This window comes from Kribbella sp. NBC_00382 (assembly GCF_036067295.1).
Taxonomy (GTDB): Bacteria; Actinomycetota; Actinomycetes; order Propionibacteriales; family Kribbellaceae; genus Kribbella.
In genome coordinates, this window is record NZ_CP107954.1 from 3,972,054 (window position 1) to 3,995,152 (window position 23,099).

Consider the following 23,099-nt stretch of genomic DNA (forward strand, 5'->3'; position numbering starts at 1 on the left):
GTAATGCCCCTGCTCGAGCCGTTGGCCGGTACCGTCCCCGCTGAGTGGGTGAAGCTGGATGATCGCTTCGCCGGGATCCGGGGAGACTCGCATCTCGAGCGCCTGTGGACCGGTGGGCGCTGGCTGGAAGGGCCGGTCTACTCGGCGGCGGGCAAGTACGTGCTGTGGAGCGATATCCCGAGTGACCGGATTCTGCGGTGGGACGAGACGTCGTACCAGGTGTCGGTGTTCCGTGAGCCGGCCGGGAACAGCAACGGACACACGCTCGACGAGCAGGGTCGGCTGGTCAGCTGCGAGCACGGCAACCGGCGCGTGACGCGCACCGAGCACGACGGCTCGGTCCGGGTGCTTGCCGACGGCTACAACGGTGGTCGGCTGAACAGCCCCAATGACGTCGTGGTGAGCCCGGACGGCGCGGTCTGGTTCACCGATCCGGCGTACGGGATCGACAGTGACTACGAAGGCCACAAGGGCTCGATCGAAGTTGGTGGATGTCATGTCTACCGCCTCAGCCCTGATGGCACGCTGACCGTCGTCGCTGACGACTTCAACCGCCCGAACGGCCTGGCCTTCTCGAACGACGGCAGCCTGCTCTACGTCACCGACACCGAGGAAGCGACCATCCGCGTCTTCACGGTCGAGGGCGACAAACTGCGCGGTGGCGAGCTGTTCGCCGAGTGCGGCAACGGCGCCTTCGACGGCATCCGCCTGGACAGCGAAGGCCGCGTCTGGGGCGCCGCCGCCGACGGCGTCCACGTCTACCACCCGGACGCCACGCTGCTCGGCAAGCTGCTCGTCCCCGAGACCGTCTCCAACCTCTGCTTCGGCGGCCCCAAACGCAACCGCCTCTTCCTCACCGCCACCACCTCGCTCTACTCCCTCTTCACCACAGTGAACGGCGGCCGCCAGCCGTACGACCCGAGTGTCTGACTTCGGCGGCGTACTACGAGCCTTCCGCAAGGCGGCCGGGTTGTCGCAGGAACGCCTCGCCGCGGTCTCCGGCGTCAGCGTCGAGGCCGTCAAGACCCTGGAGACCGGCCGCCGTCGCCGTCCACGGTCGGCCACGGTCATGCTCCTGGCTGACGGTCTTGAACTGACCGAGCCTCAGCGGGCCGAGTTGGCCGCGGCCGGGACGCAGACGAGACCGCGCGTCACGGACCTGCACCAACTGCCCGACGATCTGCAGGACTTCTCCGGACGCGAGCAACAGGTCGCAGAGCTCGAGGAAGTGTTCGCCACCCAGGACCTGCGGCCGGGTGTCGTGCTGACGTCCGCGATCGCCGGGATGGGCGGCATCGGCAAGACCGCTTTGGCAGTACACGTCGCTCATCGGTTGGCGGATCGGTACCCGGACGGCCAGCTGTACCTGAACCTCCGGGGGTTCGGGCCGGGGCTGCCGATGACCGTCGAAGAGGCTCTCGGCCGGCTGATGGAGAGTCTCGGCGTACCGGCGCCGGATGATCCGCACGATGTCGACGAGGCCGCCTCCCGCTACCGGTCGGCAGTGGCCGGCCTGCGCGTCCTGGTCCTTCTCGACAACGCGGCAAGCGCGGCGCAGGTGGCGCCATTGTTGCCGGGGGCATCGACCTGCGCAGTGCTGATCACCAGCCGCCGGACCTTGGCCGCGCTCCCCGGAGTCGCCCGGGTGGGATTGGACGTACTACCGGATCGGGACGCAGTGCAGATGCTTTCGATGGTCGTCGGTGGCGACCGCATCGCCGCGGATCCGGCCAACGCACTGTCGATCGTCCGCCTCTGCGGAGGCCTCCCACTCGCCTTGCGGATCGCCGCCGCCCGCCTCGCGGACGAACCGTCCTGGACCGTCGCCGACCTGGCCCAGCGCCTTGAGAGCAGCCGCGGCCACCTCGACGAGTTCTCAAGCGCGGATCTCGACCTCCGGGCGAGCATCGAGGCGGCACTGGCCGCGGCGACCGACCGCGACGCCGACGCCGTGACCGCTTTCAAGTTGCTCGGTCTCCACGAGGGCGACGAACTCGATATCCGGGTCGCGGCCGCCCTGCTCGACCTGCCGCTCGTCGAGGCGGAGGACCGGCTGGAACGCCTGGTCGATCTGCACCTGCTGGACTCCGTGGTGCCCGGGCGGTACCGGATGCACGACCTGATCAGAAGCTTCGTCCAGGAGACCACCGCCGCGTTGACCGACGAGCCGGCCCGCGAGGCCGCCCGGCTGCGGGTCCTCCGCCGGTACCTCGCAATGGCCTGGCGAAGTCGCACGCTCACCTTCACCGAGCCGCTGACCGAGGACTGGAGCAAAGGCGGCTGGACCGCGGACGCGGAGTCGCTCACGCTCGAGGAGCTCTTCGGGTGGCTTGACGAGGAGATCGAGGAGATCATCGCCGCGCTCCATCGGGCCTCGGACGCGACGCCCGCCGAACGGGAGCTGGTGGCCCGGATCGTGATCGGCCTGCTGCCCTACCTCCATGCTCGCCGCCGGTACTCCGACGGGGTGGCCCTGGGAACGATCGCTGCGGACCGGTCCGCGGGTGACCCTTTCGCTGCGGCCATCGTTCCGTACGAGCTCGCCCAGCAGTGCGGCGCCGCAGGCCGCTACCAGGCCGCCGTCGAGCACATGACGACCTCGCTCGCGGCCCTGAAGAACCTCCCCTACGAGGACAAGTACTTCGAGGGCCAGGTCTTCCTCGGCGAGTACCTGGCCGAGCTCGGCCGCTACGACGAGGCGAGCGCCGTGGCCGCCGCGGGCACGGAGGGGGCGATCCGCCATGGCATCGAGATCATTGAGGCGGACGGACGGCTGATCCTCGGGATCGTCGCCGGCAGGCAGGCGCGGACCGAGGTGCAGGACGACGAGTTCCGGCGGGCCGTCGAACTGGTACGCCGGTTCGGCAACGCCAACGCCCAACGCTGGATCCTGAGCGCCGTCGGCTCGTCGTACCGGGAGAGCGGCCGGTTCGACGACGCGCTGGCCTATCTCGACGAAGCCCGCAGACGCGCGATCGCGGCCGGCGACGAGTTCGCCGCGGCCGAGGCGGACGAGGATCTCGGCCGGACCGAGTTCGCGCGTGGCCACCTCGAGGTCGCAGAGAGGCACCTGACCGCAGCCCTCGACGTCCTGCGCGGAACCTGGCAGTCCGAGGCCCGGGTCCGCGAGCATCTCGGGCGGGTGATGCAAGCGGCCGGCCGCCCGGACGAGGCCAGCCAGCAGTGGGGCTCCGCGCTCGAACTGCTCGTCCGGCACGGAGCGCCACAGGCCGATGACCTTCGTCTTCTGCTGGCGGAGGTCAGAAGTTCTTCTTGAGTTGGTCGATGATCGTGAAGACAGCCAGGAAGCCGAAGGCCAGGAAGGAGAAGGCCAGTACTGCGGTGCGCAACCGGCTGATCCGGATGGCCCGGGGCAGCGCGCGGGAGTTCATCCACCAGAGCAGGCCGGAGTAGACGAACATCATCGTGCCGGCGGTGCAGGCCGAGATGACCAGCAGGACGAGCGGCTGGTCGAGGCCGGCCAGCAGGACGATGATGCCGAAGGCAACCAATCCCCAGACCAGCCAGAAGTACAGCTTGGACTCGGTGATGGGGGACGTCCGGAGGTACCGGGCCTTGATCATGTCCGAGGCGAGCCGGGAGGTGTAGTCGACGATGCCGGCCGCGGCGGCGAACAGGGAGAACGCGCCGATCGCCCAGAACAGGTAGCCGAACCAGCCGCCGACCAGGGACTGCAGGGTGACGCCCTCGATCTTCAGGAAGCTGATCTTGTTCTGCACCGCCGGGTTCCCGAACAAGGTGGCGTGCGCGAGCATCGAGGTGAAGACGATCGTCAGCACGGTGATCAGCACGAACGTCAGCGCCTGCTCGAGGTTGGTGAACTTCCACCAGCGGCGCCAGCGGGCCAGGTTCTCGGCGTCCGGCGGGAAGGTGTAGCCGTTGGCGTTCGGATCGGCCTCCTTCTCGCCCGTGACCGGTGAGGTCAGCCGCGGGACGTGGACGCCCATCCCGAAGCCTTTGTCCCTGATCCAGTTGCTCTGGCACAGGTTCTGCCCGCCACCGGCTCCGGCGTACGCGATCGCGCCCATCATCAACGCGAAGCCCAGCGTGTTGACCGGGAACTCCGGGTGGGTCACCGCGTCGCCGAGCGCGTTGTAGGTCTTGGCCCGGATCGCGAAGATCAGGGCCAGTATTACGAGCAGCGCGACGGCCGCCAGCTTGACGAAGATCAGCCGCTCGAGCATCACGTAGACGACCGGCGCCAGTGTGAGGATCAGGCCGATCACGACCAGGATGCCGATCGCGATCCAGCGTGGATCGCCGGCGCCGAACAGATAGGTGAGCATCGACGCGGAGCTGGTCGCCCAGCCCGGCCAGAGGTTCGCGAAGTACGTCATCAGGGCGAAGAACAGGCCCCAGTGCTTGCCGTACCGGTTGAAGCCGGTCAACGCTGTCTCACCAGTTGCCAGCGTGTACCGCTCGATCTCCATGTTCAGGAACCACTGGATCGCGACGCCGACGACGGCGCCCCAGAGGAACACCAGCCCGACCTGCGACGAGATGTAGGGCCAGAGGATGAACTCACCGGAGGCGAGCCCGACTCCGGCCCCGACCATCCCGGGCCCGACGATCCGCCAGGTCTGGTTCGGCGGCTCGGGCAGGTCACGGACCTGCGGCGCGGGCAGGTTCTTGGTCGGCAGGTTGAATCTGTTGTGGTCTACGGACTTGGTGTCTGCCATCGGGCTCCTCACCTTCCTCGACCCCCCAGACTCGCGACCCTAACCAAGTCCCGCGCCATAGGCGACCCGACACCGCCTACCTCTTCACCGGCGGTAGGTCGAAGTTGTCGTTCGAGGACCGGAGCAGGGCGTACGACGCTCCGGCGAACCCGATGGCGGCGACGACCAGCCCGGCGCCGGCGGCCAGGTGACCCGGCATGAACGGGTGGGTGAAGCCGCCGAAGGCGAGAGCGATGCCCATCCAGGCCGGTGCCACCTTGCTGCGCCACAAGGCGATTCCGAGCAGCAACAGTCCGAAGGTGACCGCGAGGATGAAGAGCAGACCGCCGATCTGTACGGTCGGCTGCTTCTCGAGGGCATCCCCGATCTTCTCCACCGCCGACGCGTCCAGCCCGTCGTGGACGACCAGGTACGTCGGTGTCACGACCCCGTCGAGCAGGAAGAATCCGGCGCTCATCCCACCGACCGCGAGCAGCCCGCCCGCTGTCGCCAGCCGCGGCGCCGTACGCCGGGAAACCCAGGCGGCCGCGAACATCGCCGGGATCAGCAGGAAGAACGGCACCTGAAGCCACTGCATCAGCTCGAACCGGCCGGGGTCGGCCGCGGTGGCCGCGATGGTCTCGCTGAACGGAGCGTCGCCGTCGACCGGGCTGATCAGGTAGTAGATCCCCATGAACAGCATCGGCAACGGTGCGACGACGGCGAGCAACACCCGCCAGAAGCCGCGGACGTCGCGTGGGCCGCGGACGGCCTTCTTGCTTGCGGGGGTGGTGAGTTGGGTTTCTGACATGACGTGCTCCTCAGGCTGAAGTGATGGCTTCAGCGTCGGCCGCGATCGCCCCTGGTCAGCAGGTGCGCGGCGCGGAGTACAGGCGAGAAAGGTTCCTGGGTGATCTGGGGGCGGGCCCCTACTCGATCGGGGGTTAGCGGCCTGATGATGAGCAGATGAGCGAGAGACGGCGTACTGCGGCCTGGGTGCTGCTCGCCGTCGCGCTGCTCGAAGCCGTCGTCACGGTTGTGGCGGCAACGGCCTCGGACCTGACCTGGACCCAGTTGACCAACCTGTTCGTGGTCTCCAACGCGGTCATCGGTCTGTCGCTGGCCCTCGCCGGCTGGCCGATCGCGCACTACCGGCCCGGGAATGCGATCGGCTGGTCGTTGATGGTCGGCGGTTGTTGCTACGCCTCGACCGCGACCGGTCTTTCGCTCCTTGCGTGGCTGGGTGCACCGACCGTCGGCTGGCGGCTCTTTGCGACGGTGATCAACGGCGGTTGGGCTCCGGCGCTGGCTCTGTTCATTCCACTCACGCTGGTGCTGTTCCCGGATGGAAAGCTGCTCTCGCGTCGTTGGCGCTGGCTGGTCGTCGGGCTGGTGGTCAATGCGGTGTTGTGGACGGCTACCGGCGTACTGGATCGTAACGGTGGGCTGTCCGCCGAGATCGGCATTCCGGGGTATCCGCACTGGACCGGCTTTGCCGCGGTTGATGTCATCGGTGCGATCAGCAGCGCCGGGTTGTTGGTCAGCCTCGTCGCGGCGCTGGTGGCGCTTGTACTGCGGTATCGGCGCGGGTCGGATCAGGTGCGTCGCCAGGTGTTGTGGTTGTTGCTCGCCCTGCTGGTCATCGTGGCCTGCTTCGGGTTGGAGAACCTGGTGTCGTCGGAGTCGCTGGTGCTCGGCGTGTTGCCGTTGCTGCTGATCCCAGTGGCGGTCGCGATCGCCGTCCTGCGGTACCAGCTGCTCGACATCCGGCTGGTGGTCTCGCGGTCCTTGCTCTACCTGATCCTGGTCGGTGGGGTTGTTGCCGCCTACTTCGGGCTGATCGCGTTGCTCGATCGCAACGCGTCGGTGCTCGCGACGCTGGTGATCGCGCTGGCGTTCAACCCGGCCCGGGTCTGGCTTCAGCGGTTGATTCATCGGGCGTTCTACGGTGCGCGGCGGGATCCGATCCGGGCGATGGCGGAAGTCGGGGCGCAGATGGGGTCGGGGCTGACCGGAGTACTGGCCGCGCTCTGCCGGGTGATGCGCTTCCCGGCCGCCACGATCGTTGTCGAGGGCAAGGAGATTTCGGCGTACGGCGAACTGCCGGCCGCCCGGCACGCGATCGAGTTGCGGTCAGGTACAGACCGGCTGGGCGAGCTTGTCGTGGGGCTGCGTTCAGGGGAGTTGCGGGTGAATGCGGCTGACGAGCAGGTGCTGTCATTGCTCGCGGCACCGTTGGCGGTCGCGGTACAGGCGAAGGGGCTGGCTGATCAGCTGCGGGATTCCCGGGAGCGGATCATCAGCGGGCGCGAGGAGGAGCGGCGGCGGATCCGGCGGGATCTGCATGACGGACTGGGGCCGGTACTGACCGCAGTGGTGCTGAATGCGGACGCGGCCCGGCGGTTGATCGAGGCTGAGCCGGAGCGGTCGTCGGCGTTGCTCGCGGAGTTGCGGGACCAGGCGATCGGCGCGGTCGAGGAGATTCGCCGGTTGGTTTATGAGCTTCGGCCGCCAGCGCTGGATGGGCTCGGGTTGCTGGGGGCGCTGCGGGAGTACGCCGCGATGGCGTCTCGTCGTGGTGATGGCGGCGCACTGACGGTGACCGTCGATGCTCCGGCGGCGTTGGCGGAGTTGCCCGCTGCGGTGGAGGTGGCCGCTTATCGGATCGCGACCGAGGCGCTCACCAACGTCATCCGGCATTCGACGGCGACGACGGCGGCGGTACGGCTGAGTGTCGATACGGAGGCGTTGCGACTCGGCGTACTCGACAACGGGATGAATGCTGGCCCAGAGTGGACGGCGGGAGTCGGACTCACCTCGATGAGCGAGCGTGCGACCGAACTGGGTGGGCGCTGCGAGATCCGGTACGACCGAACCGGTTGCAGTGTCGATGTCGTACTGCCGTTGGCGGAAGGGGCTCGTCGATGAATGCTGACCTGAGGATTGTCGTCGCGGACGACCACGGCATCGTCCGGGAAGGGCTGGGCGCGTTGCTGTCGGCCCATGCCGGCTTCTCATTGGTCGGTACCGCGGCCACGGGTGCAGAGGCCGTGCGATCGGCGGTCACGTTGCGCCCCGACGTCCTGGTGATGGACATCCAGATGCCCGACCTGGGTGGGATCGAGGCGACCCGGGAGATCGCGAAGGTCGCGCCCGAGGTTGCGGTGCTGATGCTGACGATGTTCGACGACGACGAGTCGGTCTTCGCCGCGATGCGAGCAGGTGCCCGGGGCTACGTGTTGAAAGGTGCCGCGCCGGACAACGTCATCCGCGCGATCGCCGCCGTCGCCGCCGGCGAGGCGATCTTCGGCCCAGGAGTCGCACGCCGAGCCCTCGCCTACCTCTCCGGCCCACGCCCCGACCAGCCCGCGTTCCCCGAGCTCACACCCCGCGAGCGCGAAGTCCTAGACCTGATCGCCACCGGCCTAGGCAACGCGGCCATCGCCCACCGCCTCTCCCTGGCCCCCGCCACAGTCGGCAACCACATCACCAGCATCTTCGCCAAACTCCAGGTAGCCACCCGCCCCGAAGCCATCATCCGAGCCCGCTCAGCCGGCCTCGGCGACACCTGACAAGAACAACAGACGGTCCCGGCCGCCGCTGTGGTTAAGGCAGTGCCGGGATGGCAGGCGGTGTTGGGTTAGCCGGACACAGATTCCGTTGTGGCGGATGGGCGGGGGCTGGGGTCAGGTTTTGGCTGTCAGCATCTCGACGGCTTTGGTGATTCGGCGGGTGCGGGTTTCTGGCCTTTTGGCGGCTTCGACTGCCTGTACGTGTTCGCGGCGATGGCTGAAGCTCATTGCGTCGAACGCCTCCTTCACGCCCGCGGCCTCCAGCGCCGCAGCCAGATCGGACGGTACTTCGATAGTCCGCTCAGCCGTATCCCGCTCGACCGTCACCACCACCCGGTCGCCAGGTCCCTTGGCCAGCTCCGTCCGGATCTGCTTGAGGATGCCGAGGGCCATGCATCCGCCCATTGATGCGACCGAGCCGCGATACGGCACACCGTCGAAGGTTGCCAGGACCGGGATTCGGCCGCCTCCACCCAGGGCGGCGATTACCTCAGTCGGCACCTCGACGTAGGCGCCGCCGCTGCTGGCCTCTTCGATTGCGGCCTCGAAGGTCTCCATGCTGGTCACAGTAACGGGGAGGCGGGACGAAAATCGTGGGCTCTTTGGGGGGAGCTGGGGCAGGGTGGGGGGATGACTACGACGATTCGGACGGCGATCACCGACGCCGACTATGAGGCCTGGCGGGCGATCCGGATTGCGGTACTGCCGTATGAGCGCTGCCCGACGGTGGCTGAGCTTCGTGACTTCGATCGACCCGGGCGGCTGATGGTGCTGGCGGAGGTCGATGGCGAGGTGGCCGGCAATGGGCTGGCGGATCGGTCCGGCGACGGGGAGCGGGCGGCGCTGATGCCGCGGGTCCACCCGGACTTCCGCCGCCGCGGCGTGGGGACGGACCTGCTCCGGGTGCTCGCCGACCACGCTGTTGCCCAGGGCTATGACATGGCGGGGGCCAGCGTCGACGACGAGGAGTCCCGGCTGTTCGCCGAGCGGTTCGGCTTCGTGGAGACGAATCGGCAGGTCGAACAGGTGCGGCGGATCGGCGACGAGCCGCGGCCGGCGCCGCCGACGGAGTACGAGATCGTCTCCGTCGCCGAGCGTCCCGAGCTGTGGGCGAAGGCCTATCACCAGGTCGCGCTGCCGACCCTCCCGGACATGGACCACCCGGTCGCGATCAAGGTTTCGGCGGACGACTGGGACAAGGAGTGGATCAACGACCCGGCCGCGATGTTCGTGGCGGTCGCCGGTGACGACGTGATCGGCGTGGCCGGCCTGATGCTCGACAGCGACCGCCCGGAGCGCGCGGAGGTCGCGTACACCGCCGTACTCCGGGAGTGGCGCGGCAAGTCCGTTGCCTCGACCCTCAAGCGGACCAGCATGGCCTGGGCCGCCGAGCACGGCATCACCGAGATCTACACCTGGACCCAACGCGGCAACGACTCGATGCGCCGGCTCAACGAACACCTCGGCTTCAGCTACGGCATCGTCAGCCTCACCATGCGAGCCCCGCTACCGCTGACCGGACTCCTTCGCTAGCTTGCTCGGCCACCAGATCTTCGCCCCGATGTCGTAGGCGAGGGCGGGGACGAGCAGGGACCGGACGATGGTGGTGTCCAGCAGGACGCCGAAGCCGACCATGAAGGCGATCTGGGCCAGGAAGAGGATCGGTACCACGCCCAGCGCCGAGAAGGTCGCGGCCAGGACCACGCCGGCGGACGTGATGACGCCGCCGGTGACGGCCAGGCCGGTCAGGATGCCGGGTCTGGTGCCCTGCTCGATCGACTCCTCGCGGACCCTGGTCATCAGGAAGATCGAGTAGTCGATGCCCAGGGCAACCAGGAAGACGAAGGCGTAGAGCGGGATCGAGGCATCGGCGCCGGGGAAGTCGAAGACGTGGTTGAAGACCAGCGCGCTGATCCCGAGCGTCGCGCCGAACGAGAGCACGTTGCAGATCACCAGCAGGACCGCCGCGACGACCGAGCGGAGCAGCAGCATCAGGACGACGAAGATGACCGCGAGGATGGTCGGGATGATCACCTTCAGGTCGCGGTTGCTGGCGTCCATCACGTCGAGGTTGATCGCCGTGTTGCCGCCGACCAGGATGTCGGGGCTGACTGTGTCCAGCTCGGTCCGCAGGTGCTTGACGACCTTGGTCGCGTCGGGGGAGTCGGCGGCGACCTTGAGGGTTGCCTGGATCAGGACCTTGCCGTCGACGACCTTCGGTGGGACGCCCGGGGCGACGGAGGCGGTCGCGGTGGCCACGCCGTCGACCTTCATGGCTGTTTGCACGACCTTGTCCGACTGGTCGACCGGGGTCAGGATCTGTACCGGCGTACCGGCCCCGGCGTCGAAGTGCTTGGCGAGCTCTTCCTGGCCGGTGACGGACTCGACCTTGTTCAGGAACAGGTCCTCCTGGGAGATACCGGAGGCCTTGAAGGTGGGCAGGAAGAGGCCGCAGGCGATCAGGAAGAGTGCGCTGATGGCCCAGACCTTGCGCGGGCTGCGGCCGACCAGGCCGGAGACGCGGCCCCACAGCTTGCGGCCGCCGACCTGGTCCTTGGCGTGTACGTGGTCGAGGCGGGGGATGGCCGGCCAGAAGATCCGGCGGCCGAAGGCGAGCAGGACCGCGGGCAGGAACGTCATCGCGGAGATCAGCGCGCCGGCGATGCCGATGGCGCCGACCGGGCCGAGGCCCTTGGTGCTGCCGAGCTGGGAGAGCAGCAGGCAGAGCAGACCGAGGATGACGGTCGCGCCGCTGGCGGCGATCGGCTCGATCGCGGCCCGCCAGGCGACGCGCATCGCCTTGTACTTGCTCTCGTAGTCGTGCAGTTCTTCCTTGTACCGGGAGACGAGCAGCAGCGAGTAGTCCGTCGCGGCGCCGACGACGAGGATGAACAGGATGCCCTGACTCTGCCCGTTGAGTTCGATCACGTTGTTCTTGGCGAGCGGGTAGACCACCGACGCGGCCAGCGCGAGGCCGAAGACGGCGGTCAGCAGTACCGCGATCGGCAGTACCGGACTGCGGTACACGATCAGCAGGATGACGAAGACGACGACCAGCGCGACCCCGAGCAGGATCCCGTCGATGCCACCGAAGGCGGTGACGAAGTCGGCGAACACACCACCCGGACCGGTCACGTAGACCTGTAGCCCGGTCGGGGTGAGCGACTGCTTGATCTCGGTGCGCATCTCGTCGGCGACCGCGAAGAGCGCGGTCTCGCCCTGTTTGACCACGTCGTCGAGCTGGTCACCGTTCAGCTCGAGGGTGATCAGCAGCGCCTTCTTGTCCGCCGACGGGATCACCGTCTTGGCCGGCGCGGCGAGGTACTGGCCGATCGTCTTGCCGTCGCCGAGGTCGAGCGACGGGACCTTGGCGAGGAACTCGTTGGCCTTGGCGACGTCGGCGGGAGTGATCCCGCTGTCGCGCTCGATCAGGACGAAGTACGGCAGCGCCTTGGAGTCGACGAACTTGGCCGACTCGTTGTTGACCAGGGTCGACTCGGCCTGCTTGGGCAGGAAGTTGGCGTTGTCGTTCTCCTGGACCTCACTCAGCTTGCCGACCGTCGGGCCGCCGATCGATCCCAGGATCAGCCAGGCGATCAGTACGGCGGCCACACCCGCCCGCCACGCCCAGCGCTTCTTCTCCCGCTCCACCAGATCCCCCTCGATGAGTCGTTCTGTCGTAGGCACAGTACCGACATCTCTCACCACCAGCCGGGAGGTGTGCGGGACCCGTTTCGACGGCGTAACAACGAGATGACCACTCGGAAACACCCCGGTCATAGCGTCCTGGCCTAATCAGTGGAGTCAGATGATCGGAGACGGACGATGACGCTCGAAGCACGACCGGAGGTCGCTACTCTTCGCGACCGGACCGGCGCTGTGGGTACGGTCGAGACACCGCGTCGTGGGCGGTGGATCGACGTCTGGGACCCCGAGGACGGCGGATTCTGGGCGGCGAAGGGGCGCCGGGTGGCCCGGCGGAATCTGTGGCCGTCGATCTTCGCCGAGTTCCTCGGCTTCTCCGTCTGGCAGCTGTGGAGCATCGTCGTCGTCTCGCTGCCGGCCGCCGGTTTCGGCTATACGACCGACCAGATGTTCTGGCTGGTCGCGCTGCCCAGCCTGGTCGGCGCCACCCTACGGCTGCCCTACACGTTCGCGGTGCCGAAGTTCGGTGGGCGGAACTGGACGATCGTGTCCGCGCTGCTGCTGCTGATCCCGGCCTCCGGCCTGGCCTTCTTCGTCAGCCGGCCGGACACGCCGTTCTGGCTGATGGCGCTGGTCGCCGCCACGGCGGGCGCCGGTGGCGGCAACTTCGCCAGCAGCATGACCAACATCTCCTTCTTCTTCCCTGAGCGGGACAAGGGCTTCGCGCTCGGCCTGAACGCGGCCGGCGGCAACCTCGGCGTCGCGGTGGTCCAGCTGTTCGTACCGATCGTGATCGTGGCCGGCGCCGGCCTGACGCTCAACCGGGCCGGGCTGATGTGGATCCCGCTGATCCTGCTGGCCGCGATTCTGGCCTGGCGGCTGATGGACAACCTGTCCGCGGCCACCTCGTCGTTCAAGGCCTCGATCGCGGCGGCGAAGCGGCCGCACACCTGGGTCATCTCCTTCCTCTACATCGGTACCTTCGGCTCGTTCATCGGTTTCGGGGCGGCCTTCCCGCTGCTGATCAAGACAACCTTCCCGTCGATCACCGTGGCGCACATCGCCTTCCTGGGCGCCTTGGTCGGCTCGGTCTCACGGCCGTTCGGCGGCAAGTTGTCCGACATCGTCGGTGGCGCCTGGGTGACGGTCTGCGCGTTCGTGGTGATGGGCGCCGGGATCCTGTCGGCGATCGCCGCTCTGCACGCGGGCAGCTTCACCTGGTTCCTGCTCAGCTTCCTGGTGCTGTTCGTGGCAAGTGGCGCGGGCAACGGCTCGACGTACCGGATGATCCCGGCGGTGTTCCGGCAGACGACGCGGGATCTGGACGGCAAGCCTGAGCCGATCCGGGCGCGGCGCGAGGCGGCGGCCTGCATCGGGATCGCGTCGGCGGTCGGAGCGTACGGCGGGTTCCTGGTACCGCGCGGCTTCGCGATGTCGACCGGGCACTACGGGTCGCTGGTGCCGGCGCTCTACACCTTCTGTGGCTTCTATGTCGTCTGCCTGCTGGTGACGTACTTCTGCTACCTGCGCCGCGGTGGCCCGCTCAGCCAGGAGCGTGTGTGATGGCTCAGCGGCATCTGGTGGTTGTCGGGGGCGGCATGGTCGCCCACCGGCTGGTGGAGGCGCTGCGGTCACGCGACGACGACGCCGCCTGGCGGATCACTGTGCTCGCCGAAGAACCGCGGATGCCGTACGACCGGGTCGCGCTGACCAGCTACTTCTCCGGCCGCGACCCGGCCGACCTCTCCCTCGGCGATCCTTCGCTGTGGGACGACCCTGCTGTGTCTTTGCGCAAGGGGGTCGTGGTCGCTGCTGTTGACACGGCGGCTCGGACGGTGCGGACCACGCGCGACGAGGTCATCCAGTACGACGAATTGGTGCTGGCGACCGGCTCGTACGCGTTTGTGCCGCCGATCAAGAACAGTGATGCCGTCGGTTGCTTCGTGTATCGGACCATCGACGATGTTGCCGCGCTGCGGGTGTATGTCGAGCGGTTGCGGGCTGAGGGCAAGGAAGTCAACGGGGTAGTGGTCGGTGGCGGGCTGCTCGGCCTGGAGGCGGCTGGAGCCTTGCGGGCTTTGGGTGCTGGGACGACAGTGGTTGAGTTTGCGCCCCGGTTGATGGCGCTGCAGGTCGACGAGGGTGGCGGCAGTGCGCTGGCTCGGTTGATTCGTGGGCTTGATATCGAGGTGCTGACTTCCACTCAGACGACCCGGGTGAAGACGACTTCGCAGGGTGCCGCGCGTGCCATGGCGGTTGCTGATGGCAAGGACTTGCCGGCCGATGTAGTTGTTTTTGCGACCGGCGTACGGGCTCGGGACGAGTTGGGGCGGGCTGCTGGGCTGGAGATCGGTGAGCGTGGTGGCGTGGTCGTCGACGAGGGTTGTCACGCGTCCGTTGACGGGGTTTGGGCGATTGGTGAAGTCGCCTGTATCGAGAGCCGCGTCTGGGGTTTGATCGCGCCGGGGTATGCGATGGCGGAGATCGTCGCCGATCGGCTGCTGGGTGGGTCGGCGACCTTCCCCGGTGCTGACACTTCGACCAAGCTCAAGCTGCTCGGAGTCGATGTCGCGAGCTTCGGGGACGCCTTCGGGACGACCGAGGGTGCGCTCGACATCGTGTACGCCGATCCGGTCGCAGGCGTCTACAAGAAGCTCGTACTCTCCGACGATGCTCGTACGTTGCTCGGCGGCATCCTGGTCGGTGACGCGTCGGCGTACTCGGGGCTGCGGCCGATGGTCGGGCGGCAACTCGGTGCCGACCCGGCGTCGTACCTGCTGCCGGAGGGCTCTGCGCCATCGCAGTTGGAACTGCCGGATGACGCTCCGGTGTGCTCGTGCAACAACGTTGCCGCTGGCACCATTCGGTGTGCCGTGAGGGAAGAGGGTTGCGGCGATCTGAAGTCGCTGTGTGGCAAGACTCGGGCCGGAACGAGCTGCGGATCCTGTCTGCCGATCGTGAAGAACCTGCTCAATGCCGAGCTAGCCGCGGCCGGGGTTGAGGTGAGCAAGGCGCTGTGCGAGCACTTTGCGATGTCGCGGGCGGAGCTGTTCGACGTCGTCCGGGTGACGGGATTGCGGACCTTCAGCTCGCTGGTCGAGCGGCACGGGACCGGGCGCGGGTGCGACATCTGCAAGCCGGTGGTCGCGTCGATCCTGTCCAGCCTCGACCCGGCCGGGCACGTGCTCGACGGTGAGCGGGCGACGCTGCAGGACACCAACGATCACGTGATGGCGAACATTCAGAAGGACGGGACGTACTCCGTCGTACCGCGGATTCCCGGTGGCGAGGTGACGCCCGAGGGGCTGATCGCTATCGGTGAGGTGGCGCGCGACTTCGGGCTCTATACGAAGATCACCGGCGGGCAGCGGGTCGATCTGTTCGGGGCGCGGATCGAGCAGTTGCCGGCGATTTGGAAGCGGCTGGTGGATGCGGGTTTTGAGTCCGGACACGCTTATGGGAAGGCGTTGCGGACGGTTAAGTCGTGTGTCGGGTCGACTTGGTGCCGGTACGGAGTACAGGACTCTGTCGGGATGGCGATCGCGCTGGAGCTGCGCTATCGCGGGCTGCGGTCGCCGCACAAGATCAAGCTCGGTGTGTCCGGATGCGCGCGCGAGTGTGCCGAGGCGCGTGGCAAGGACGTCGGCGTGATCGCCACCGAGAACGGCTGGAACCTGTACGTCGGTGGCAACGGTGGGATGACTCCTCGCCATGCCCAGCTGCTGGCCTCGGATCTCAGCGACGAACAGTTGCTGCAGGCAATCGACCGGTTCCTGATGTACTACGTCCGCACCGGCGACCGGCTGCAGCGGACCGCCGTCTGGATCAACGAGATCGAAGGCGGCCTGGATCACGTCCGCGACGTCGTGCTGAACGACAGCCTCGGCATCGCGGCCGACCTCGACGCGGCGATGGCCGCACACGTCGACTCGTACGTCGACGAGTGGCAGGCGACGCTGCAGGACCCGGAGAAGCTGGCCCGGTTCGTGTCGTTCGTGAACGCGCCCGACCAGCCGGATGCCGACCTGCGCTACGTGGTCGAACGCAATCAACCGCGGCCGGCGACCCCGGCGGAACGCGGGCAACTGGAGCCGGTCCTGCTCGCCGGCCCCCGACTGGAGGTACGCCGATGACCCTTTCGACGACGGCGGTGGTGGTGTGCCCGTACGACGCCTTGCTGCCCGAACGCGGTGTCGCCGCGTTGCTCGGCTCTCGCCAGATCGCGCTGTTCCGGGTCTTCTCCGGGGAGTTGTTTGCCTTGGGCAACCAGGATCCGGTGAGCGGGGCGAACGTGATGTCGCGCGGGATCGTCGGGAGTCGCGGGGACGTGCCGACGGTGGCGTCGCCGATGTTCAAGCAGGTGTACGACCTGCGGACCGGGGTCTGTCTGGACGATCCGTCGCTGGTGCTACCGGTGTATCCGGTCCGGGTCGTCGACGGAGAGGTGATCGTCGGTGACTAGGCCTGGTCCGCTGAGCGGCTGCACGATCGCCGTCACCGCGCACCGACGGGCGGACGACCTGATCGCGTCGTTCGAACGCCGGGGCGCGAAGGTGCTGCACGCGCCGACGCTGCAGATCGTTCCGGCCGCCGACGACCAGCCGCTGATCGAGGCGACCCGGCGGGTGATCGCGAATCCGCCGGACGATGTGGTCGTGACGACGGCGGTCGGATTTCGCGGGTGGGTCGAGGCGGCCGACACTGTCGGGCTGGCGGCTGATCTGCTGAGTACTTTGGAACAGTCCCGGCTGCTCGCCCGCGGTCCGAAGGCGCGGGGGGCGATTCGGGCTGCGGGGTTGGTGGAGCATTGGTCGGCGCGGTCGGAGACGACGGCGGAGGTGGTCGAATGGTTGCGCGACCAAGGGGTTGTTGGCCGCAAGATCGTCGTACAGCTGCATGGGTTGTCCGATCCGGCGTTGCAGGATGCATTGCGTGCTGTTGGCGCGTCGGTGCGCGGGCTCGAGGTCTATCGGTGGGGGCCGGCGCCTGATCCGCTGGCGGTCGAGCGGGTGATCGGGCAGATCTGCGCCGGTGGAGTGGACGCGGTCGTGCACACGTCGGCGCCGGGCGCGCAGGCTTTGCTCGACGCTGCTGCGTTGAACGGTCAGTACGACGGGTTGGTGGCGGCCCTGCGTACAGGCCGGGTCTTGAATGCGTGCGTCGGGCCGATCACGGCCGGACCGTTTGTGGCTTTGGGGTTGGAGCCGTTGGTTCCTGATCGCTACCGGCTCGGGGCGTTGATCCGGATCGTCACCGACCGGCTCACCGACGACAACGCCCGCTCCATCGAAACCGCCTTCGGACAACTGGTGATCCGCGGCGGTGCAGCAGTCCTGGACGGCGTCGTCCTACCACTCGGTCCTGGTCCCCGAGCGGTCCTGGCAGCGCTGGTTGCTGCCGGCGGCGACGTCGTCTCCCGCCCCGACTTGCTGGCTGTCCTCCCCGGCGCTGAGGACGTCCACGCCGTCGAGGTCACCGTCAACAGACTCCGCACTGCAGTAGGCCGCCCCGAGTTGGTCCGCACGGTTGTCCGCCGCGGCTACCGCCTCGCCGTCGAGCCAGTAGGTGCACCGACATGATCGATCTGGTGGCTGCCGCGCATGGGACTGCGGATCCTCGGGGGATTCGCGAAGTGCATGCGCTGGTTCGGTTGATGGCTGGGTTGCGGCCTTCGGTGCCGGTGTCGCTTGGGTTTGTTGATGTCGATGTGCCCGCACTGCCGGGATTGGTCGACCGGGTGGTTGCTGATGGCAATCAGGCTGTGGTGGTGCCGCTGTTGTTGAGCAGTGGGTTTCACACGGCGGTTGACATCGCGCGTGAGGCTCGGCGGCGGCCGTACCAGGTGCAGGCGGCTTCGGCGTTAGGGCCGGATCCGGTGCTGGCTGACGTACTGGTTGATCGGCTGCTGGATTGTGTGGAGTTGGGGTCGGTGGATCGCGTGGTGCTGGCGGCGGCTGGGTCGTCGGATCGGCGGGCTCTGCTGGACTGCTCGGCGACGGCCGGGTTGCTTGCTGACCGGATCGATCGGCCGGTCGAGGTTGGGTACGTGTCCGGCGCCGGCGAGCGATTGGGATCGGTTCTTGCTCGTAGTACCGGCCGGGTCGCCGTCGCCACCTACTTACTCGCCCCAGGGTTCTTCGCCGACCGGGTCCGACGCCTTGCCGGGGACCTCCCCGTGAGCGCCCCACTCGGGGCCGACCCGCGGATCGCGGCGCTGGCCCTGCATCGTTATGACGCTGCCAGGAAAATGTCGGCGGTTGCCGTCTAATCTTCCGGCGTGGGGATCTTCGACAAACTCAGCCGCCGTACGCCCGAGCCCGACCCGGTAGTCCTGGAGGAGCTGCGCGACCAGGTCCTGCTCTGGGTCCTGCCCGGCTTCAACACCCGTACCGACGTGCTGGCGATGGCCCAGGAATTCCGCGACGACGACGAGATGCCGGTATCGGACCAGCAGCTAGAGCTTTTGGTAGACGACGTTTGGCAGAACCGTCTCGCCGAACAGCAGACCTGGACTGCGCCGACTGACGCCGACAAGGTCGCCGCCGCGTTCGCCGACCTGGACGCCGCCGGCGTGGTAGCCCGGATGAACTTCACCTGCTGCCAGACCTGCGGAGTCGCCGAGATCGACGACGAACGCCCCACCGACCGCCCGTCGACCGGCTACGTCTTCTTCCACCAGCAAGACGCTGAACGCCTGGCCGACACCCCCGCCCACCTCTTCCTCGCCTACGGCACTCTCGATCCGATCCCCGGCCAGGTGGCCGACCAGGACACCGAGATCGGCCGCCGAATAGCCGACGCCCTCCAAGCCCAGCACCTCCCCGTCACCTGGAACGGCTCCTCCACCCAACGCATCTCCATCGGCCCGCTCACCTGGCAACGCCGGCTGCCCGCCTAGCGTTTATGAGGCGCTGAGGTGTCGTAAGTCCGCAGTCCGGAGAGCATGATCGGCTGCATGAAGATTCTGGTGACCGGCGGGACAGGCTTTGTCGGTAGCCATGCGGTAGCGGAACTGGCTGCGGCCGGTCACGACCTGCGGCTACTCGTCCGCCGACCCGAGCAAGTAGCCGCCTCGTTGGCGCCGTTCGGCACAGAGGTCTCGGACATCGTCGTGGGTGACGTCCTCGACGAGGCCGTCGTCACCGCTGCGATCCAGGGCTGCGACGCGGTCGTACACGCAGCGGCCATCTACTCACTGGACCCACGCCGCGCCGCGGACATCCTGCGCACCAACGTCCGCGCCACCGAACTCGTACTGGGCCAAGCGGTAGCGGCAGGCCTCGACCCGATCGTGCACGTCTCCACGACGGTCGCGCTCACCCGGTACGGAGGCTCCGGCCCCGAACTGCCGCTGGGCGACATCAACCTGCCCTACGCCCAATCGAAGATCGCCTCGGAGATCATCGCCCGACGCTTCCAGGACGCCGGCGCCCCCGTCGTCACGATCTACCCCGGTGGCGTCTACGGCCCGAACGACCCGTACTACGGAGACCAGACCGAACGCTTCCACTGGATCCTCCGAAACCGCTTCCCGCTGTGGATCAAGGGCGGAATGCACGTCAACGACGTACGCGACGTCGCCAAACTCATCACCGCCGCAACTGCGCCGGGCCGTGGTCCGCGCCGCTACGTAGTACCGGGCCACCACATGGACGGCAACAAGCTCTACGGCGCCGTCACCGAAGCCACCGGCCGCCGCCACCCCCACGTCGACCTCCCAGGCGCGCTGATGGGCCCCTCAACCCGAGCCATCGACGCCGTCCAACGCTTGCTGCCTTCCAAGTGGCACTACCCCGCTGACCGCGAAGGCGTAGAAATAGTCCGCCGCAACACCCACTTCAACACCACCCCCGCCCACACCGACTTCTCCCTGACCCCCATCCCCTTCCCCCAATCCATAGCCGACACCATCACCTCCCTAACCACCTCCACCCCCCACCGCTAACTGCAACGCGAAAGACGGTGGCCGCGTCCTCTGGATGAGGTGATGGTGATGGTTGGAGTCCGTTGGGGTGTGCTGGCTGTGGTTGCCGCTGGGCTACTTGCCGGCTGCGGCGCCGAAACGGCCGGTGAGGCGCCGCCGGGAATTCTGTATGGCTCGCCAATCGAGCCAACCCAGATTGATCCGGGGTACTACGGGACGCCCGGCCGCATGACTCTGGTGGAGATGGAGGCGTTGAGTGCGCGGGTGACGGCCGACATCCCGTACTGGGCCAGGCGAGGCATCGTGATCGGCAGCGTCGGCCCGATGCCCGATGGGTCGGGTATCTCCGTGATGACGACCGATGGCAGCGTCAGCGATCGCGAGAACCTGATGAAGCGCTACGCCACCGACGCGATCGCCATCTCGGCGGGGACGGTCTCGACCGCCGGTGGGTGACGGGGCGGGGTGCTCTGAGGCGCCGTTCCAGCGGACGTTCGACGAATTGGTGGAGCAGCCAGGAAGTGATGAGTGAGAGGGTCAGTACGACGGTGTACCAGCCCAGATTCGACCAGCCCGGGGCGGCTTTGCCGTGGAGCTCCAGAATTGTGTAGAGGATGGGGGAGTGCACGAGGTAGAAGCAGAACGACCACTGGCCCAGGGTGACAAGGGGCTTGCTGCGGAGTAGCGATGGTCGGTCCCGCAGGTCACGGGAGGCGACGGCGACGATCATCAGGCCGTACAGCACGGTCAGGATCTCGAACTGGAGGATTCCCATCGTGGTGGCGAGCGGGAACGTCGCGGCGTGCCGGCTCGCGTAGAGGAGCGTGCAGATTCCCGACGCGAAGAGGATCAGGGTCGCCCAGAACGGGATCCGCGGGCGCAGGCCGGATCGCAGTGCGATGGCCGATCCGATGCCGAACAGGAACGCGACCGACTGGATCACGGGCTGCGGCAGGATCGGCACGGTGTCGCGCCAGTGGAAGCGGGACAGGTGGTACGCGCAGCCCAGACCGATGGCGACCACGCAAAGCACCAGCCCGCCAGTCGCCTTCAACCGTGCGGTGGCGCGCTGGACGTACGGTGCGTAGAAGTAGAAGAACGCCTCCACCGAGAGCGTCCAGGACACCGGATTACCGGCGTACAGAATGGTCGGGTCGTAGGACCAGCCTTGCAGCAAGCACAGCGCCAGCAGCAAGACGCCGAGGTCCAGCGGCTTGATCCAGTGCATCGCCGGATCCGGGTGGATTCGGTAGAAGACGAGAACCGCGGCCATCAGGGTGAGTGCATGGGCCGGCCAGATGCGGGCGAACCGGCGTCGGTAGAACGTCCGCGCCAAGGTGCCGGGCTGGGCGGACCAGGTCAGGACGAAGCCTGACAGTACGAAGAAGAAGGTCACGCCGGAGGTGCCGTACCTGAGCAATGGGGCGATCGGCAACGGCGCGAGATTCGTCATGTGGTGGCTGAACACGAAGAACGCCGCCCACCAGCGCAGGCCGGTCAATGACTCGATTCTCGGCACGGGTAGGCCCTTCAAGGATCGGCTGTGGTCATGCTCCTTATGTCGTGCTCGCCTGAGTGGGATCCCGATGCCGCGGTCACGACATAAGAGGGGTGCGAGCCCCTTCGCGGGGCACAATCGAGAGGTGTTTTCGGGAGGATGAATGAGGCTGATGACAAGTTCATCGCCGGGTCATCGGGAGACCGATCCGCTGGCCGCTCCGCTGGCGGGGATGAGCGACCGCGAGCTGTGGCGCCGGTCGAGCGAGGGAGAGACGGAGGCGTTCGCCCGGTTGTTCGACCGGCATGCGAAGGCGGTCTACAACTTCCTCTTCCGCCGGACGGCCTCCTGGAGCGACGCCGAGGATCTCACCTCGACGGTCTTTCTGGAGGCCTGGCGCCGCCGGGAAGAGGTTGTTCTCGTGCACGAGACGGCGCTGCCGTGGCTGTTCCGTACGGCGGATTACGTGTTCCGCAACGAGCAGCGCAGACAGTACTTCCGGCTGGCCACCGTGCTGAAGCATTCCTCGCCCCCGGACGAGCCGGATCTCGCCGACGGGGTTGCCTCGCGGGTCGACGACGAACGTGAGGCCAGGAGAATGCGCCGGTTGCTGCGCAAGCTGCCCCGGCACGAACGCGAGATCGTCGAACTGTGTTTCTGGGCCGGCCTCGATCTGCAGGCCGCTGCCGTCGCGCTCGATATCCCGATCGGCACGGTGAAGTCCCGGCTGTCCCGGGCCCGTCACCACCTTCGCGGTCTCACCGCCGCCGACACCTTCATCCCCGGCTTGGACGATTCTCTGGAGAACCTGTCATGAAGGACCTGCTCACCCGTCGCGCCGAGCGCGACATGCCTGTGGGACACCACGAGGAGCGCCGTTCGCAGTTGCTCGCGGCGATCGAAACGACCAGCGAGTACCACCGACGCAGTACCGCGACCCCGCTGCTGGCGGTCGCGGCAGTGCTGGCAGTGGTCGGCGGCCTCGCGTTCGGAGTACCGGCTCTTCGTCATCAGCCTCCGGCCAGTGGGACGGCGGAGAGCGCGACCGGCCACAAGCCGGCTGTCCGGACCCTTTCCGGAGCTGAACAGAGCCTCTTCCTGAAGGACTGCATCAACGCGGTGAAGAAGGCGACGGTCGGTCAGCAGACCCAGTACCGGGACTTCCGGGCGGTCGACGGCTTCGAGTTCACCGAGTTGTCCGATCCGGCTCAGACCAAGTCCTGGCTGATCACTACAGCTGTTTCTGGAAACGCGCGCCACTCGATCAGCCGGACGGTGCTGTGTGGACGCAACACTGCCGGGAAGATCAGCGATGCTCTGAGCACCCCTTCTGCATCGGGTGGAGCATTGCTGTCCGCCCCGGTCACGGCGACCTCGCACAACACCGGTCTGGTACTTCGTACCGTCACCCGGGTGACCTCGCAGAAGGCCGGCGGTCCGCAGATCGAGGCGATCCTTCGCGGCGGCTACTGGTTCACACCGACACCCGGCCAGCACAAGCTCTTCGGCGACCAGTCGGACGACCGTGGATCCTTCGGCGAGACGATCCGCGCGTACGGCCCCGGCAACAAACCGCTCTACGACAGTTCCGCCCCGCAGCCCAAGAACAGGTGCTACACGGACCCGGAGGGTAAACGCGTGATCGCCGTCGAGGGCCAGGTCAAAAACCCCACCGTGGCAACCTGCGCCCGCCTGCACCGCTGGCCGAAGTAGGAGGGATGCCGCGGGGCGAATGCCTACTTGCCGCGGAGCGCGTAGAGGCCTGCCTGGCTGCGGGCCTC

The 23,099-nt window shown here is 67.5% G+C and carries 20 protein-coding genes; 15 read left to right on the forward strand and 5 right to left on the reverse strand.

Annotated elements, in window-relative coordinates; translation table 11 throughout:
- The first annotated feature begins 3 nt into the window (after positions 1–3).
- Both OHA70_RS19415 and OHA70_RS19420 read left to right on the forward strand, forming a co-directional pair.
- Positions 4–930, forward strand: coding sequence for an SMP-30/gluconolactonase/LRE family protein (locus OHA70_RS19415; protein WP_328334542.1), 927 nt, complete (start codon positions 4–6; stop codon positions 928–930).
- Positions 923–3,277 carry a helix-turn-helix domain-containing protein gene (locus OHA70_RS19420; protein ID WP_328334544.1) on the forward strand — a complete coding sequence of 785 codons (2,355 nt, stop codon included), beginning with the start codon at positions 923–925 and terminating at the stop codon, positions 3,275–3,277. The genes OHA70_RS19415 and OHA70_RS19420 overlap by 8 nt, the downstream gene beginning before the upstream one ends.
- On the opposite strand, the gene OHA70_RS19425 is transcribed toward OHA70_RS19420, so the two are convergent.
- The gene (locus tag OHA70_RS19425) at positions 3,261–4,700 is read right to left on the reverse strand and encodes an Nramp family divalent metal transporter (protein WP_328334546.1); all 1,440 of its coding nucleotides are present in this window, start codon (positions 4,698–4,700) and stop codon (positions 3,261–3,263) included. The genes OHA70_RS19420 and OHA70_RS19425 overlap by 17 nt on opposite strands.
- Positions 4,701–4,776: 76 nt before the next feature.
- Positions 4,777–5,490: a hypothetical protein gene (locus OHA70_RS19430; protein ID WP_328334548.1), complete on the reverse strand. Its 714-nt coding sequence runs from the start codon at positions 5,488–5,490 to the stop codon at positions 4,777–4,779.
- A 155-nt stretch (positions 5,491–5,645) separates the two neighbouring features.
- Here OHA70_RS19430 and OHA70_RS19435 point away from each other — a divergent pair, with 155 nt between their 5' ends.
- Together OHA70_RS19435 and OHA70_RS19440 are read left to right on the forward strand one after the other, a co-directional pair.
- Complete coding sequence (locus tag OHA70_RS19435; protein WP_328334550.1) at positions 5,646–7,607, forward strand: sensor histidine kinase; 1,962 nt, start codon at positions 5,646–5,648, stop codon at positions 7,605–7,607.
- A complete protein-coding gene (locus OHA70_RS19440; protein WP_328334552.1) occupies positions 7,604–8,251 on the forward strand; it encodes a response regulator transcription factor in 648 nt (215 codons plus the stop codon). The genes OHA70_RS19435 and OHA70_RS19440 overlap by 4 nt, the downstream gene beginning before the upstream one ends.
- A 114-nt stretch (positions 8,252–8,365) precedes the next feature.
- Here the strand turns inward: OHA70_RS19440 and OHA70_RS19445 are convergent, their stop codons facing one another.
- Entirely contained in the window at positions 8,366–8,809 is a 444-nt protein-coding gene (locus OHA70_RS19445) for a YdeI/OmpD-associated family protein (protein ID WP_328334554.1), read from the reverse strand.
- A 72-nt stretch (positions 8,810–8,881) separates the two neighbouring features.
- Here OHA70_RS19445 and OHA70_RS19450 point away from each other — a divergent pair, with 72 nt between their 5' ends.
- Entirely contained in the window at positions 8,882–9,784 is a 903-nt protein-coding gene (locus OHA70_RS19450) for a GNAT family N-acetyltransferase (protein ID WP_328334556.1), read from the forward strand.
- Here OHA70_RS19450 and OHA70_RS19455 read toward each other — a convergent pair.
- Positions 9,758–11,938, reverse strand: a complete 2,181-nt coding sequence (locus tag OHA70_RS19455) for an MMPL family transporter (RefSeq protein WP_328334558.1) — start codon at positions 11,936–11,938, stop codon at positions 9,758–9,760. The two genes, OHA70_RS19450 and OHA70_RS19455, sit on opposite strands and share 27 nt — an antisense overlap.
- Before the next feature lie 138 nt (positions 11,939–12,076).
- On the opposite strand from OHA70_RS19455, the gene OHA70_RS19460 reads away from it, so the two are divergent.
- The 8 genes from OHA70_RS19460 to OHA70_RS19495 are packed head-to-tail and all read left to right on the forward strand — an operon-like array spanning position 12,077 to position 20,276.
- Positions 12,077–13,459 carry an MFS transporter gene (locus tag OHA70_RS19460; RefSeq protein WP_328334560.1) on the forward strand — a complete coding sequence of 461 codons (1,383 nt, stop codon included), beginning with the start codon at positions 12,077–12,079 and terminating at the stop codon, positions 13,457–13,459.
- Complete coding sequence (gene nirB, locus OHA70_RS19465; RefSeq protein WP_442913895.1) at positions 13,459–16,029, forward strand: nitrite reductase large subunit NirB; 2,571 nt, start codon at positions 13,459–13,461, stop codon at positions 16,027–16,029. Before OHA70_RS19460 ends, nirB begins: the two co-directional genes overlap by 1 nt.
- The gene (gene nirD / locus OHA70_RS19470) at positions 16,026–16,358 is read left to right on the forward strand and encodes a nitrite reductase small subunit NirD (RefSeq protein ID WP_328334565.1); all 333 of its coding nucleotides are present in this window, start codon (positions 16,026–16,028) and stop codon (positions 16,356–16,358) included. The genes nirB and nirD overlap by 4 nt, the downstream gene beginning before the upstream one ends.
- Complete coding sequence (locus OHA70_RS19475) at positions 16,351–17,475, forward strand: uroporphyrinogen-III synthase (protein ID WP_328334567.1); 1,125 nt, start codon at positions 16,351–16,353, stop codon at positions 17,473–17,475. Before nirD ends, OHA70_RS19475 begins: the two co-directional genes overlap by 8 nt.
- Entirely contained in the window at positions 17,472–18,164 is a 693-nt protein-coding gene (locus OHA70_RS19480) for a sirohydrochlorin chelatase (RefSeq protein WP_328334569.1), read from the forward strand. Before OHA70_RS19475 ends, OHA70_RS19480 begins: the two co-directional genes overlap by 4 nt.
- A 9-nt stretch (positions 18,165–18,173) precedes the next feature.
- The gene (locus tag OHA70_RS19485; RefSeq protein WP_328334571.1) at positions 18,174–18,794 is read left to right on the forward strand and encodes a DUF6891 domain-containing protein; all 621 of its coding nucleotides are present in this window, start codon (positions 18,174–18,176) and stop codon (positions 18,792–18,794) included.
- A 57-nt stretch (positions 18,795–18,851) separates the two neighbouring features.
- Positions 18,852–19,841: an NAD-dependent epimerase/dehydratase family protein gene (locus OHA70_RS19490; RefSeq protein ID WP_328334573.1), complete on the forward strand. Its 990-nt coding sequence runs from the start codon at positions 18,852–18,854 to the stop codon at positions 19,839–19,841.
- A gap of 48 nt (positions 19,842–19,889) precedes the next feature.
- Positions 19,890–20,276 carry a hypothetical protein gene (locus tag OHA70_RS19495; RefSeq protein ID WP_328334575.1) on the forward strand — a complete coding sequence of 129 codons (387 nt, stop codon included), beginning with the start codon at positions 19,890–19,892 and terminating at the stop codon, positions 20,274–20,276.
- Here OHA70_RS19495 and OHA70_RS19500 read toward each other — a convergent pair.
- Positions 20,191–21,339, reverse strand: a complete 1,149-nt coding sequence (locus tag OHA70_RS19500; protein WP_328334577.1) for an acyltransferase family protein — start codon at positions 21,337–21,339, stop codon at positions 20,191–20,193. The two genes, OHA70_RS19495 and OHA70_RS19500, sit on opposite strands and share 86 nt — an antisense overlap.
- Positions 21,340–21,490: 151 nt before the next feature.
- On the opposite strand from OHA70_RS19500, the gene OHA70_RS19505 reads away from it, so the two are divergent.
- The gene (locus tag OHA70_RS19505; protein ID WP_328334579.1) at positions 21,491–22,135 is read left to right on the forward strand and encodes an RNA polymerase sigma factor; all 645 of its coding nucleotides are present in this window, start codon (positions 21,491–21,493) and stop codon (positions 22,133–22,135) included.
- Positions 22,132–23,031: a hypothetical protein gene (locus tag OHA70_RS19510; protein WP_328334581.1), complete on the forward strand. Its 900-nt coding sequence runs from the start codon at positions 22,132–22,134 to the stop codon at positions 23,029–23,031. Before OHA70_RS19505 ends, OHA70_RS19510 begins: the two co-directional genes overlap by 4 nt.
- Positions 23,032–23,099 lie beyond the last annotated feature (68 nt).

What these genes read in the sequence shown, in the direction of transcription:
- OHA70_RS19415 (WP_328334542.1), top strand. Translation starts at nt 4, where the DNA reads ATGCCCCTGCTCGAGCCGTTGGCCGGTACCGTCCCCGCTGAGTGGGTG.
- OHA70_RS19425 (WP_328334546.1), bottom strand. Translation starts at nt 4,700, where the DNA reads ATGGCAGACACCAAGTCCGTAGACCACAACAGATTCAACCTGCCGACC.
- OHA70_RS19430 (WP_328334548.1), bottom strand. Translation starts at nt 5,490, where the DNA reads ATGTCAGAAACCCAACTCACCACCCCCGCAAGCAAGAAGGCCGTCCGC.
- OHA70_RS19435 (WP_328334550.1), top strand. Translation starts at nt 5,646, where the DNA reads ATGAGCGAGAGACGGCGTACTGCGGCCTGGGTGCTGCTCGCCGTCGCG.
- OHA70_RS19440 (WP_328334552.1), top strand. Translation starts at nt 7,604, where the DNA reads ATGAATGCTGACCTGAGGATTGTCGTCGCGGACGACCACGGCATCGTC.
- OHA70_RS19445 (WP_328334554.1), bottom strand. Translation starts at nt 8,809, where the DNA reads ATGGAGACCTTCGAGGCCGCAATCGAAGAGGCCAGCAGCGGCGGCGCC.
- OHA70_RS19450 (WP_328334556.1), top strand. Translation starts at nt 8,882, where the DNA reads ATGACTACGACGATTCGGACGGCGATCACCGACGCCGACTATGAGGCC.
- OHA70_RS19460 (WP_328334560.1), top strand. Translation starts at nt 12,077, where the DNA reads ATGACGCTCGAAGCACGACCGGAGGTCGCTACTCTTCGCGACCGGACC.
- nirB (WP_442913895.1), top strand. Translation starts at nt 13,459, where the DNA reads ATGGCTCAGCGGCATCTGGTGGTTGTCGGGGGCGGCATGGTCGCCCAC.
- nirD (WP_328334565.1), top strand. Translation starts at nt 16,026, where the DNA reads ATGACCCTTTCGACGACGGCGGTGGTGGTGTGCCCGTACGACGCCTTG.
- OHA70_RS19480 (WP_328334569.1), top strand. Translation starts at nt 17,472, where the DNA reads ATGATCGATCTGGTGGCTGCCGCGCATGGGACTGCGGATCCTCGGGGG.
- OHA70_RS19490 (WP_328334573.1), top strand. Translation starts at nt 18,852, where the DNA reads ATGAAGATTCTGGTGACCGGCGGGACAGGCTTTGTCGGTAGCCATGCG.
- OHA70_RS19495 (WP_328334575.1), top strand. Translation starts at nt 19,890, where the DNA reads ATGGTTGGAGTCCGTTGGGGTGTGCTGGCTGTGGTTGCCGCTGGGCTA.
- OHA70_RS19505 (WP_328334579.1), top strand. Translation starts at nt 21,491, where the DNA reads ATGACAAGTTCATCGCCGGGTCATCGGGAGACCGATCCGCTGGCCGCT.
- OHA70_RS19510 (WP_328334581.1), top strand. Translation starts at nt 22,132, where the DNA reads ATGAAGGACCTGCTCACCCGTCGCGCCGAGCGCGACATGCCTGTGGGA.